The sequence below is a fragment of the Bradyrhizobium sp. SZCCHNRI3052 genome (assembly GCF_032484895.1).
Classification (GTDB): domain Bacteria; phylum Pseudomonadota; class Alphaproteobacteria; order Rhizobiales; family Xanthobacteraceae; genus Bradyrhizobium.
Genome location: NZ_JAUETW010000015.1, coordinates 33,275 through 45,427, shown reverse-complemented (window position 1 = coordinate 45,427; position 12,153 = coordinate 33,275). Strand labels below are relative to the sequence as shown.

11 protein-coding genes are annotated in these 12,153 nt (G+C 64.7%); 9 read left to right on the top strand and 2 right to left on the bottom strand.

Features of this window, described 5'->3' with window-relative positions:
- Window positions 1–110: 110 nt before the first annotated feature.
- The 3 genes from QW887_RS29750 to QW887_RS29740 all read left to right on the top strand — a co-directional run bounded on the left by QW887_RS29750 (window position 111) and on the right by QW887_RS29740 (window position 4,009).
- Window positions 111–359, top strand: a complete 249-nt coding sequence (locus tag QW887_RS29750; RefSeq protein WP_315752226.1) for a hypothetical protein — start codon at window positions 111–113, stop codon at window positions 357–359.
- 218 nt (window positions 360–577) lie between these two features.
- Entirely contained in the window at window positions 578–3,085 is a 2,508-nt protein-coding gene (locus QW887_RS29745) for a glycogen/starch/alpha-glucan phosphorylase (protein WP_316195670.1), read from the top strand.
- Between the two features lie 105 nt (window positions 3,086–3,190).
- The gene (locus QW887_RS29740) at window positions 3,191–4,009 is read left to right on the top strand and encodes a thioesterase family protein (protein ID WP_316174525.1); all 819 of its coding nucleotides are present in this window, start codon (window positions 3,191–3,193) and stop codon (window positions 4,007–4,009) included.
- 160 nt (window positions 4,010–4,169) lie between these two features.
- On the opposite strand, the gene QW887_RS29735 is transcribed toward QW887_RS29740, so the two are convergent.
- Complete coding sequence (locus QW887_RS29735) at window positions 4,170–5,783, bottom strand: phosphoenolpyruvate carboxykinase (protein ID WP_316167255.1); 1,614 nt, start codon at window positions 5,781–5,783, stop codon at window positions 4,170–4,172.
- Between the two features lie 681 nt (window positions 5,784–6,464).
- On the bottom strand, window positions 6,465–7,190 hold the full coding sequence (locus QW887_RS29730) for a HugZ family protein (protein ID WP_316195737.1): 726 nt from the start codon (window positions 7,188–7,190) through the stop codon (window positions 6,465–6,467).
- 218 nt (window positions 7,191–7,408) lie between these two features.
- Between QW887_RS29730 and QW887_RS29725 the strand changes: the two genes are divergently transcribed.
- From QW887_RS29725 to QW887_RS34970, 6 genes are all read left to right on the top strand, one after another.
- On the top strand, window positions 7,409–8,110 hold the full coding sequence (locus QW887_RS29725) for a response regulator transcription factor (RefSeq protein WP_006611449.1): 702 nt from the start codon (window positions 7,409–7,411) through the stop codon (window positions 8,108–8,110).
- 222 nt (window positions 8,111–8,332) lie between these two features.
- A complete protein-coding gene (locus QW887_RS29720; RefSeq protein ID WP_316174523.1) occupies window positions 8,333–10,138 on the top strand; it encodes a sensor histidine kinase in 1,806 nt (601 codons plus the stop codon).
- Window positions 10,135–10,596 (top strand): HPr kinase/phosphatase C-terminal domain-containing protein, encoded by a 462-nt coding sequence (locus tag QW887_RS29715; RefSeq protein WP_316195668.1) that lies wholly within the window; start codon window positions 10,135–10,137, stop codon window positions 10,594–10,596. The genes QW887_RS29720 and QW887_RS29715 overlap by 4 nt, the downstream gene beginning before the upstream one ends.
- Window positions 10,597–10,791: 195 nt before the next feature.
- Entirely contained in the window at window positions 10,792–11,193 is a 402-nt protein-coding gene (locus QW887_RS29710; protein ID WP_006611446.1) for a PTS sugar transporter subunit IIA, read from the top strand.
- Window positions 11,190–11,519, top strand: coding sequence for an HPr family phosphocarrier protein (locus QW887_RS29705; protein WP_315715321.1), 330 nt, complete (start codon window positions 11,190–11,192; stop codon window positions 11,517–11,519). Before QW887_RS29710 ends, QW887_RS29705 begins: the two co-directional genes overlap by 4 nt.
- 32 nt (window positions 11,520–11,551) lie before the next feature.
- Complete coding sequence (locus tag QW887_RS34970) at window positions 11,552–12,142, top strand: putative immunity protein (protein ID WP_410052630.1); 591 nt, start codon at window positions 11,552–11,554, stop codon at window positions 12,140–12,142.
- The last annotated feature ends 11 nt before the right edge of the window (window positions 12,143–12,153 follow it).

Sequence of the window (12,153 nt, the reverse complement as noted above, 5' to 3'; positions counted from 1 at the left end):
CGGGGGCTGGCGGATCAAATCGCTGTCAGGATAACGATCGCTTGCTAAATTGTTCTTAATTTGTTCCTGGCCGATTGTCCATCCCTTCTCAAAGGAGGCGCGCCGCTCTCATGGAGAATTCCAACACCGAAACCGATGCAGCCCTGCGCAAGCGTCTCGACTGGCTGCTGCGCGACCTATGCGTGGACTGGGGCTTTTGCAGCCGCCTCACCGCGGACGACCTGATGCTGGACGGCCAACCGCCCTCTCCGCAGGCGTTCGCCGCGGCCGTACTGCGGGCCGAAGGCATGAACGCGGAATACGAGCCGGATTGGCGCCGTCGGATCGAGCAGATGTTCGTCGCTCGCCTCACAACGTGAGCCTGGATCCCGGCTTTCGCCGGGATGACGATGGGGAGAGCCCTCAACTCCACGACGCACCTGCACCATCCTAGCGCGTTCCGCCCCCGGAACTCCGGCCCCGTTTTTGCATCATTTTCCATCACCTTGCTGTGCGGACCAGCCTTTCCCCGGGTTTCGGACCGCGCGCAACCATCGTATGCTTTTACCGGTTCCTCGTAGCATCACAGGTTTCCAAGGTGACAGATCAGCCGTCCCAGCGCAGCTTCGTAAGCACCGGCCAGCCCGTCGACGAATTGGCGGTCGCGGAGATCAAGAGCGACATCCTGGCCAAGCTTCGCCTCGCCATCGGCAAGGAGGCGAGCCAGGCGACGCAGCAGGACTGGTACCACGCCGCGGCGCTGACCTTGCGCGACCGCATCGTGCATCGCTGGCTGACCGCGGACAAGGAGAGCTACGATGCCGGGCGCAAGCGGGTCTATTATCTCAGCCTCGAATTCCTGATCGGCCGGCTGTTCACCGACGCGCTCAACAATATGGGTCTGATGAAGGTGTTCGAGACCGCGCTCGGCGATCTCGGCGTCGGCCTGATGGACCTGCGCAAATGCGAGCCCGATGCCGCGCTCGGCAATGGCGGCCTCGGCCGGCTCGCGGCCTGCTTCATGGAGAGCATGTCGACCTTGCAGATCCCGGCGATCGGCTACGGCATCCGCTATGATTTCGGCCTGTTCCGCCAGGTCATCGTCGACGGCTGGCAGCACGAATATCCCGACGTCTGGCTGTCGTTCGGCAATCCCTGGGAGTTCCAGCGCCCCGAGGTGGTCTATCACGTTCATTTCGGCGGCGGCGTCGAGCACATCGACGACAAGGGCCGGGCCCGCGCGATCTGGCATCCCGGCGAGACCGTGCAGGCGGTGGCCTATGACACGCCGATCGTCGGCTGGCGCGGCCAGCACGTGAATGCGCTCAGGCTATGGTCGGCGCGCTCGCCCGATCCGCTGAAGCTCGACGTGTTCAACTCCGGCGACTATCTCGGCGCCTCGGCAGAAGAAGCGCGCGCCGAGGCGATCTGCAAATTCCTGTATCCGAACGACGAGAGCCCGGCGGGACGCGAGCTGCGGCTGCGCCAGGAATATTTCTTCGTCTCGGCTTCGCTGCAAGATCTCGTCAAGCGCCATCTCGGCTCCGACGGCCAGTTGCGCAGCCTGGCGCAGAAGGCCGCGGTGCAGCTCAACGACACGCACCCCTCGCTCGCCGTGGCCGAGCTGATGCGGATCCTGGTCGACCTGCACAATTTCCGCTGGGACGAGGCGTGGAAGATCACCATCGCGACCTTGTCCTATACCAACCACACGCTGCTGCCCGAAGCGCTCGAGACCTGGCCGGTCGAGCTGTTCGAGCGGCTGCTGCCGCGCCATCTCGAGATCATCTATCGCATCAATGCGCAGCATCTCGCGCTCGCCGAGCAGCGCGCACCGGGTGACATCGACTACCGCGCCTCGGTGTCCCTGATCGACGAGAAGAGCGGCCGCCGCGTGCGCATGGGCCAGCTCGCCTTCGTCGGCTCGCACCGCATCAACGGCGTCTCGGCGATGCATTCCGACCTGATGAAGGAGACCGTGTTCCACGATCTCAATCATCTCTATCCCGGCCGCATCACCAACAAGACCAACGGCATCACTTTCCGCCGCTGGCTGATGCTGGCCAATCCCAAGCTGACGAACCTCTTGCGCGAGGCCTGCGGCGACGCCGTCGTCGACGATCCGACCTTGCTCTCGAGCCTCGAGAGCTACGTCGCCGACGCCGGCTTCCACCAGAAGTTCCGCGCGGTGAAGCACCACAACAAGGTGCAGCTGGCGCGTCTGATCGGCGAGCGCATGAACGTGCGCCTCGATCCGGGCGCGCTGTTCGACGTGCAGATCAAGCGCATCCACGAATACAAGCGCCAGCTCCTGAACATCCTCGAAGCGGTGGCGCTGTATCTGGACATGAAGGACGACCCGCAAGCCAACTGGGTGCCGCGGGTGAAAATCTTCGCCGGCAAGGCGGCGGCGAGCTACCGCTATGCCAAGCTGATCATCAAGCTGATCAACGACGTCGCGGAGGTCGTCAATAACGATCCCGCGATCGGCGGCAAGCTGAAGGTCGTGTTCATGGCCGACTACAATGTCAGCCTGGCGGAAACGATCATTCCCGCCGCCGACCTGTCCGAGCAGATCTCGACCGCCGGCATGGAGGCGTCCGGCACCGGCAACATGAAGCTGGCGCTGAACGGCGCGCTTACCATCGGCACGCTGGACGGCGCCAATATCGAGATCCGCGACAATGTCGGCGCCGACAACATCGCGATCTTCGGCATGGAGGCCGACGAGGTCATGCTCCGCCGCAAGCAGGGGCTGGACGCGACCGACGTGATCCACCGGTCACCGCGGCTGGCGCGCGCGATCGATGCGATCGCGTCCGGCGCGTTCTCGCCGGACGAACCCGGCCGGTTCGAGCCGATCGCCCATGCGCTGCGCCATCTCGACCACTACATGGTCTCGGCCGATTTCGATTCCTACTACGAGGCCCAGCGCGGCATCGATGCACGCTGGCAGACCGTGCCGGCCTGGACCCGCGCCTCGATCCTCAACGTCGCGCGCATGGCCTGGTTCTCCTCCGACCGCACCATCCGCGAATATGCCGACGACATCTGGAACGTGCCGGTCGGACTGGCGATGGCGCCGGTGCAAGCGCAGCGGGCGTGACGGGCCCTTCCCCTCGCCTTCAGCAATGACCCATGACGTCATTGCAGAGGCCTTCCATTGCGTTTCATCTGACGGCCATCATACGATGACCGTCGGGAGGAATGCATGACCGAACCGCCAGCTCACCTGTTCGACGAGGCCACCCGCGTCACCGCCGGCGACAGCCGCTGGCAGGGACGGACCAGCCCGGATTACTGGGCGTTCGTCGGCCCGTTTGGCGGCGTCACGGCGGCGACCGTGCTGCGCGCGTTGATCCAGCATCCGCAAATTCAGGGCGATCCGCTGGCGGTGACGGTGAACTATTGCGCGCCGATCGCGGAAGGGCCGTTCGATCTCGACGTGCGGCTGGTGAAGGCCAACCGCTCCTCGCAGCATTGGTGCGTCGAGCTGAGCCAGGGCGACTCTGACGCGGCGACGCTCGCCACCGCCGTGTTCGCCGAGCGCCGGCCGTCCTGGTCGCATCAGCCGGCCACAAAGCCCGAGGCGCCGCCGTTCGATCAGGTCAAGCGACATCCCGACACGAACATGTCCTGGACCAAGCAGTACGATTTCCGCTTCATCGAGGGCCGTCCAACGTTTGGTGCATCGTCGTCGGGGGAGCCGCACAGCAGCTATTCCCGGCTGTGGATCTCCGACCGCAAGCCGCGCAAGCTCGACTGCCTGTCGGTGCTATCGATGTCGGACGCCTTCTTCGGTCGCGTCTTCCACGCCCGCGGCGAGCTGGTGCCGTTCGGCACGGTGTCGCTGACGACCTATTTCCACGTCAGCCGGGACGAGCTCGCGGCCGAGGACATCACGCACGTGCTCGCGACCGCAGACGCCAAGGTGTTCAACCGCAGCTACCAGGACCAACACGGCGAGCTATGGTCGCCGTCCGGCCGGCTGCTCGCGACGACGACGCAGATCGCGTATTTCAAGGCGTGAAAGCCGGGACGCAAGCCAAGAAAACGGCGTCGTCCCGGCCTTGAGCCGGGACGACAGCTGTGGGTATGGCTTGAGCTCGCGCCTCTCGTGCATTGAACGGGGCGGAGCGGGAAAATGTGGGGTCAGCCGCAACGCGACCGCCCCCTTGACGTTTGCAGCCCTACTCCGCCGCCAGCTTCAGATCCGGCGCGGCGTTACGGACCTCGGCATCGACCTGGGCTTCGAACTTGGCAAAATTCTTCTGGAACATGCCGACCAGCGCGCGCGCAGTCTTGTCGAACTCGGCCTTGTCCTTCCAGGTGTTGACCGGGTCGAGGATCTCGGTCGGCACGCCCGGCAGCGCGGTCGGCACCGCGAAACCGAAATATTTGTCGGTGCGGAACTCGACGTTGCGCAAGCTGCCGTCGAGCGCCGCCGTCAGCAGCGCGCGCGTCACCTTGATCGGCATGCGCGAGCCCGTGCCATACTTGCCGCCGGTCCAGCCGGTGTTGACCAGCCAGCAGTCGACATTGTGCTCGGCGATCAGCTGCCGCAGCATGTTGCCGTAGACGGACGGATCGAGCGGCAGGAACGGCGAGCCGAAGCAGGTCGAGAATTCCGGCTGCGGCTCGGAGCCCAAGCCGCGCTCGGTGCCCGCGACCTTGGCGGTGTAGCCGGACAGGAAGTGGTACATCGCCTGCGCCGGCGAGAGCTTTGCGATCGGCGGCAGCACGCCGAAGGCGTCGGCGGCGAGCATCACGACGTTCTTCGGATGCGGCGCGCGGCCGGTGCGCGAGGCGTTCGGGATGTAGTCGAGCGGATAGGCCGAGCGGGTGTTCTCCGTCTTGGAGCCGTCGTCGAAATCGGGAACGCGCGTATCCTCATCGAGCACGACGTTCTCGAGCACCGCACCAAACCGGGTCGACGCCGCATAGATCTGCGGCTCGGCTTCCTGCGACAGCTTGATGCACTTGGCGTAGCAGCCGCCCTCGAAGTTGAACACGCCGGACGGTCCCCAGCCATGCTCGTCGTCGCCGATCAAGGTGCGGTTCGGATCGGCCGACAGCGTCGTCTTGCCGGTGCCGGACAGGCCGAAGAAGACAGCGGTGTCGCCGTTCGAACCGACATTGGCCGAGCAGTGCATCGGCATCACGCCGCGTTCGGGCAGGTAGTAGTTGAGCGTGGTGAACACGCTCTTCTTCATCTCGCCGGCATAATAGGACCCGCCGATCAGGACGATCTTGCGGGCGAAATCGATCGCGACGACGTTCTGCGAGCGCACGCCGTGGCGTTTCGGGTCGGCACGGAAGCTCGGCATGTCGATGATCGTGAGCTCCGGCACGAAGGTGTCGAGCTCGATCTTCTCGGGGCGGATCAGAAGCGTGCGGATGAACAGCGAATGCCAGGCAAGTTCGGTGAAGACGCGCGTCTTGATGCGGAAGCTCGGATCGGCGCCGCCATAGAGATCCTGCGCAAACAGGGTCTTGCCTTCGGCGTGCTTGATGAAGTCCTGATGCAGCGCCTCGAACTGCGCGGGCGTGATCGCCTGGTTGCCCGCCCACCACATCTTTTCGGTGGAGGCGTCACGCACCGTGAACTTGTCCTTCGGGCTGCGGCCGGTGAACTCGCCAGTATCCGCGCACAGCGCCCCGTCGGCCGACAGCACCGCCTCGCCCGCCGCCAGCGAATACTGATAGAGCTGGGGAGCGCCGAGATTCCAGTGCACCTGCTTGAGGTTCTTTAAGCCGAACTTGTCGGCACCGAAGGCGCCGTTGCGAATACCCGTCTCTTGCACGAAGATCCCTCCTGAGAGCCCGCATCTGTTGCGCGCAGTCGCGCGCGTTGCGCGGTGACCGTTGCCGTTACATCGCCTTATCGAAGCGCGGTCGCCGACCTAATACTGATCAACGCTGGTCTTGCCAAGACGATCCGGCCCAATTGGTTATTGGCAAACCGTGATGTACGTAGCTCATGTTTTGCCGCTCCATGCACATTCCAGCAGCAGCCGCCTGCGCCCCGCTGAGTTGCTGCAACGCAACAGATATATCAGCGCGGTTGGGTTTCACGAGAACGACGAACGACGCTCAAATCGACGAATTCGCGCCGGCAAGCGAAGACCAAGGCGAAGACCGAGCATCCGGCCAACGCCCGTCGCACCGCCTCGCTGCAACCGATCAAGGGACGCCGCCCGAGCCGACGGAATGCGTCGGTGATCAGCCGTGTCGTCGCCCACCCGATCAGCCAGCTTCCATTCACGATTGCCTCGCGCTTGCGGGATCACATAATCCCGACTTCGCCCGGCCGCGACGTCAACGAGCTCACTCGCGCCCACGCCATGGGTTTGCGCGGCGCTTGCCCTCCGCTGGACAGGGAGCGTACTCATCGAGCTTCACCGCAACTGCGTTCATGCGTGAACTTTGTCGTCTTTCGTCACGAGAGGATGAGCACAGCCATCAAAGCGGGCTCGAACTACACCTCACTTCGCGCGTGCCTCGTCAGCAAGCCGCACAAGCATCTTGCGCAACGCCCCGGGCGTGGTTACGCGCTCGGGAAACCCGAGCCGTAGCGTCTTGCCGTCGGCCATCAGATCCAATCCTTCCGGGTCACAGCCGCTACACCGCCACTCCGCGGCTTCGGCGCCGAGCAGCTTCGTCGCGTAGAGGGCGAGCGCCTCACGGTGATCTTCGTTCATGTGATCGACAGCGCCCTGCTCTGCCAGAATCAGTTCATCAGCATCGGAGATATCCGTGAGAAACTGCTCGGGCTTGAGATCGACGATGCGGCCGAATCCGGCGACGAGATGCGCGCCTGACGGACGAATCACGAAGAACGAGAAGTCGGCGAAATCCGCATAGTCCGCAGCGGACGGATGCGCATTGAGATACCGACGGCGCATCATCTCGCGATTGTCGTCGGTGGCCTGCTCGGCCTTGCCCGACAGCATGATGCGAGTTCCCTCGAGCGGATCGCCCGGCGCCCGTTCGTCGAGCATCAGCGATACGCGCGAATCGGCAAGTACATTCCTGGTGTGTACAGCTAATCGCGAGATCAGGATGATCGGAGCACCATCGGACGCGGTGGCGACGTTGACGAGGGAGCAGTAGGGATCGCCCGACCCAACCATCAAGGTCGCAAGTGCGCCCTGCCGGCTTCGGCGCAGCAGGGATTGCGTCACGCGGTTAGGGTTAAAGCTCGCAGACATCGTCTTTTCCCTCGTCCATCCAGTTGCAATGAAGGCCTTTTTTCGGCTAAACGGGCCACAAACCTGGGCGCGGCACAAGACTTTGCCATGGTATTTGTGGAACTCGGTCACACTTCAGCCCAGCTTGCATTGCTCGTTGACCATGTTCGAAGCCCAAATACGCGGCCCTTATCTTGATTCTCGAAGTCTCGGCGTAACCAGACTCTGAAAGCAGGCTCATGCCCACAATCGCCTTGGTCGATGACGACCGCAACATTCTGACATCCGTCTCCATCGCGCTCGAGGCCGAGGGTTATCGGATCATGACCTATACCGATGGTGCGTCGGCGCTCGACGGTTTTCGGACCAGCCAGCCTGACCTCGCCATCCTCGACATCAAGATGCCGCGCATGGACGGCATGGAGACGCTGCGGCGGCTGCGCCAGAAGTCCGACCTGCCGGTGATCTTCCTCACCTCCAAGGACGAGGAGATCGACGAGCTGTTCGGCCTGAAGATGGGCGCGGACGACTTCATCCGCAAACCGTTCTCGCAGCGCCTGCTGGTGGAGCGCGTCAAGGCCGTGCTGCGCCGCTCGCAGCCGAAGGATCCGACGGCTCTGCCGAAGGAGAACGACGCCAAGGCGCTCGATCGCGGCCTGCTGCGCATGGATCCGGAGCGTCACACCTGCACCTGGAAGAACGAGCCGGTCACGCTGACCGTCACCGAGTTCCTGATCCTGCAGGCGCTGGCGCAACGTCCGGGCGTGGTCAAGAGCCGCAATGCGCTGATGGACGCGGCCTATGACGACCAAGTCTATGTCGACGACCGCACCATCGACAGCCACATCAAGCGGCTGCGCAAGAAGTTCAAGATGGTCGACGAGGAGTTCGAGATGATCGAGACCCTCTACGGCGTCGGATATCGCTTCAAGGAAACCTGAAGCCCTGCGGCAAGGGACCTGAAGCATTGCCTTGCGCGACGTCATGCGAAATTGCGCGCTGACGTCGCGGTCTCGATTGGATAGGCTACGCCTCCTGCGCGTTTGTCCGAGCGCAGATGCCGGAACGGGGCCATTGTTGCGGCGAATTCGGGTGCGGCAAGTCGAGTTCTCACGGGAATTCGCCGCACAACCCCTACGAAATTCGGAATCGGAGCACTCACATTGCTCGATCGCACGCAGCTTGACCCAGCCGTGAACGCCCACGACGCCGCCGCCGCGATCGCGTCCGAGGCGGCGGACGAGACCCCGCACGTCTCCGGCTGGCAGCGTCCGCTGAGCTGGCTGCGCCGCGCCGGACAGTTCCTGTTCGCGCTGTCGTTCTCGAGCCTCACCCGCCGCATCGTCTCGCTGAACATCGCCGGCCTGCTCGCACTGGTTGCAAGCATCCTGTACCTGTCGCAGTTCCGCGCCGGCCTGATCGATGCGCGTGCGCAGAGCCTCCTGGTGCAGGCCGAGATCATCGCCGGCGCCATCGCCGCCTCGGCCACGGTGCAGACCAACACCATCACCATCGATCCCGAGCGCCTGCTCGATCTCAAGCCCGGCGAGAGCTACGGCGCGCCGGACGAATATTCGCCGCTCGACTTCCCGATCAATCCGGAACGCGTCGCGCCGGTGCTGCGCACGCTGATCTCGCCGACCAAGACGCGCGCGCGCATCTATGATCCGAATGGCGGGCTCCTGCTCGACAGCCGCAACCTGGAGAACGTGCTGCGCTTCGACCTGCCGCCGCCGTCGAGCGAGAAGCCCGGCTTCGTCGAGCGTGCGCTGATCTCGGTACGCACCTGGCTCAATCGCGGCGACCTGCCGCTGTACCGCGAATATGGCCCGGAGAACGGCAACGGCTACGAGGAAGTCGCCGACGCGCTGAAGGGCCAGAAGCGCAGCATGGTGAGGGTCAATTCGCGCGGCGAAGTGATCGTCTCGGTCGCGGTGTCGGTGCAGCGCTCGCGCACCATCCACGGCGCCCTGATGCTGTCGACGCAGGGCGACGACATCGACCAGATGGTCACCGCCGAGCGTCTTGCCATTCTGAAGGTCGGCGGCGTCGCCTCCGCCGTCATGATCGTGCTGTCGCTGCTGCTCGCCAGCACCATCGCCGGTCCGGTGCGCCGGCTCGCCGACAGTGCCGAGCGGGTCCGCCGCCGCATCAAGACCCGCGTCGAGATCCCCGACTTCACCCGCCGCCGCGACGAGATCGGCCATCTCTCCGGGGCGCTGCGCGACATGACGGACGCGCTCTACAACCGCATCGAGGCGATCGAGATGTTCGCCGCCGATGTTGCCCACGAGCTCAAGAACCCGCTGACCTCGCTGCGCTCGGCGGTCGAGACGCTGCCGCTGGCGCGCAACGACAACAGCCGCGCCCGCCTGCTCGCCGTGATCGAGCACGACGTGAAGCGGCTCGACCGGCTGATCTCCGACATTTCCGACGCCAGCCGGCTCGATGCCGAGCTGCAGCGCCAGGACATGACCCTGGTCGATCTGCGCCGGCTGCTGAACACGCTGACCTCGGTCGCCAACGAGACCAAGCTCGGAACCGACGTCACCGTCGAGGTCCGCTTCGAGGGCCGCGGCGCCAACGACACCTTCTCGGTGCCCGGTCATGATTCGCGGCTCGGCCAGGTGATCTCCAACCTTCTCTCGAACGCGCAATCGTTCTCCGCGGCCGGCGGCAAGGTGCGCATCACCTGCCGGCGCGTGCGCTCGGAGATCGAGATCACCGTCGATGATGACGGTCCCGGCATTCGCGAGGACGCCCTGCAGCGCATCTTCGAGCGGTTCTATACCGACCGGCCGCACCAGGGCTTTGGCCAGAATTCCGGGCTGGGCCTGTCGATCTCCAAGCAGATCATCGACGCCCATGGCGGGCGGATCTGGGCCGAGAACCGGCCCGGCCCTGTTGACGCCGACGGACATCCGACCTCGGCCGGGGCTCGCTTCGTCGTCCGGCTGCCGGCGTCGTGACGAACGAAACGGCGAGCATCCATGCGTCTGCCGTCCAGGTGGGGGAGCAGGCCGTCCTGATCCGGGGCCCCTCCGGTTCCGGTAAATCCCGACTCGCCTTCGATCTGATCCTCGCCGGGCGCGCGGGACAGCTGCCGCCAACGGTTCTGGTGGGCGACGACCGTGTTCATCTCGCCACACGCGGCGGGGAAATGTGGGTGAGCCCCGCGCCCGCTCTGGCCGGGCTGATCGAGATCCGCGGCCTTGGAATCCGCGCCTGCGACCATGTGTCGGAGGCGAAACTTGGGCTTGTGGTTGACCTGATGGCCGAGGACGCTGCCCGCCTGCCGAACGCCGAATCGCTTCGGATTCATCTCAACGGTATCGAATTGCCACGGATACCTGTCGGCCCGGGCTTCTCACCCCTCCCGCTGGTTGCAGCGGAACTAATTACCACTCAAGCTTTCATGCTCCGGTAATCTTTCGGCCGATTGTGTGGGGCAAATTGGTAACCATATCAGCCCCACTATCGCGACCGAGTAGACCGCCGCCCCCTCCCATTCTGTATGCCAGAATCCGGGAGACTCGCGAATATGCCCTCTTGCGCGAGGGCTCCGGATGGTCAAAGTGGCGCGTTCGTGCGGTGCACCCAAGGCGCCCGCGAGGAGTATCCGATGATTGGCCTGGTACTGGTGACCCATGGGCGCCTCGCCGACGAGTTCAGGGCGGCGCTGGAACACGTCATGGGTCCTCAAAAACAAATCGAAGCGGTCACGATTGGCGCCGACGATGATTCCGATCTCTGTCGCAGCGACATCATCGAAGCCGTGAACCGCGTCGACACCGGGGACGGTGTCGCCATTCTCACCGACATGTTCGGCGGCACGCCGTCGAACCTCGCCATCTCCTGCATGAGCCGGCCCAAGGTCGAGGTGCTCGCGGGCATCAACCTGCCCATGCTGGTGAAGCTCGCCAAGGTGCGCGAGGAGCGCTCGCTGCCCGACGCCATCGCGATGGCGCAGGAGGCGGGACGCAAATACGTCACCATCGCCAGCCGCGTGCTCGCCGGCAAATGAGCGACGAGGATGCTCAGCAGGACAACGTCGCCGGCCCGGCTGTCCCTGCCGGAGCCATCTCGCGGGAGCTGCTGATCACCAACAAGCGCGGCCTGCATGCGCGGGCCTCGGCGAAATTCGTGCAGATGGTCGAGAAGTTCCAGGCCGAGGTCTGGGTGACGCGCGGCGGCGAGACCGTCGGCGGCCGCTCGATCATGGGCCTGATGATGCTGGCGGCGGCGCCGGGAACCAAGATCCTGGTCTCCGCCACCGGGCCCGAGGCGGAGGCCGCGCTGCAGGCGATCACCGACCTGGTGAACGACAAGTTCCACGAAGAAGGCGTGTAAGGGCCTCCCGAAACGCGTTTCGCCATGCCGCAATGGGGCATTCTACCCGATTTGCGCCTATCCTCGCATCGCGACACGGTGAGGATGGCATGTCCAGTAGCACTATTCGGCTGAGCGAGACAGACCTGCGAGCCGTGGCTGAATACGCGGCCCTCTCTGCACATCCGGCGCTGGCGATCTTCGAACGCGACCGACCGGATGATCTTCGTGCACGAGCCGCAATACAGGCCGCCCGAAGCTTTGCGAGCGGCGGGAGTCGGAGCAAATCCCAACGGGATAGCGCGTGGGCGGCGCAGCGGGCGGCAATCGAAGCCCGCGATGAAGGGTTGCGCGCGGCCTATGAGGCCGCTCGCGCTGCCCTCGCCGCGGCGGGCGCGGGCTTCCTTCATCCCCTCGCGAACCCTTCCCAGGTCAAGCACATCCTCGGAGCTGCCGGCCACGCGGCGCGAGCTTTCGAAATCTCGGCCGGAGACGTTCCCGCCGTCGGCGCTGACTACCTCGCGCGATCACGGCTCCTTGCTTCTCGAGAGGTCGTGGACGTCCTCAGGCGTTATCCTGGTCCGCCGCCCGGAGGAGGCCGGGTCGGAGAGCTGATCCGCCAGCTCGATTCCCTGCTCCGGTGATCGGGAGGCCT

What these genes read in the sequence shown, in the direction of transcription:
- QW887_RS29750 (WP_315752226.1), top strand. Translation starts at nt 111, where the DNA reads ATGGAGAATTCCAACACCGAAACCGATGCAGCCCTGCGCAAGCGTCTC.
- QW887_RS29740 (WP_316174525.1), top strand. Translation starts at nt 3,191, where the DNA reads ATGACCGAACCGCCAGCTCACCTGTTCGACGAGGCCACCCGCGTCACC.
- QW887_RS29730 (WP_316195737.1), bottom strand. Translation starts at nt 7,190, where the DNA reads ATGTCTGCGAGCTTTAACCCTAACCGCGTGACGCAATCCCTGCTGCGC.
- QW887_RS29725 (WP_006611449.1), top strand. Translation starts at nt 7,409, where the DNA reads ATGCCCACAATCGCCTTGGTCGATGACGACCGCAACATTCTGACATCC.
- QW887_RS29710 (WP_006611446.1), top strand. Translation starts at nt 10,792, where the DNA reads ATGATTGGCCTGGTACTGGTGACCCATGGGCGCCTCGCCGACGAGTTC.
- QW887_RS29705 (WP_315715321.1), top strand. Translation starts at nt 11,190, where the DNA reads ATGAGCGACGAGGATGCTCAGCAGGACAACGTCGCCGGCCCGGCTGTC.
- QW887_RS34970 (WP_410052630.1), top strand. Translation starts at nt 11,552, where the DNA reads ATGGGGCATTCTACCCGATTTGCGCCTATCCTCGCATCGCGACACGGT.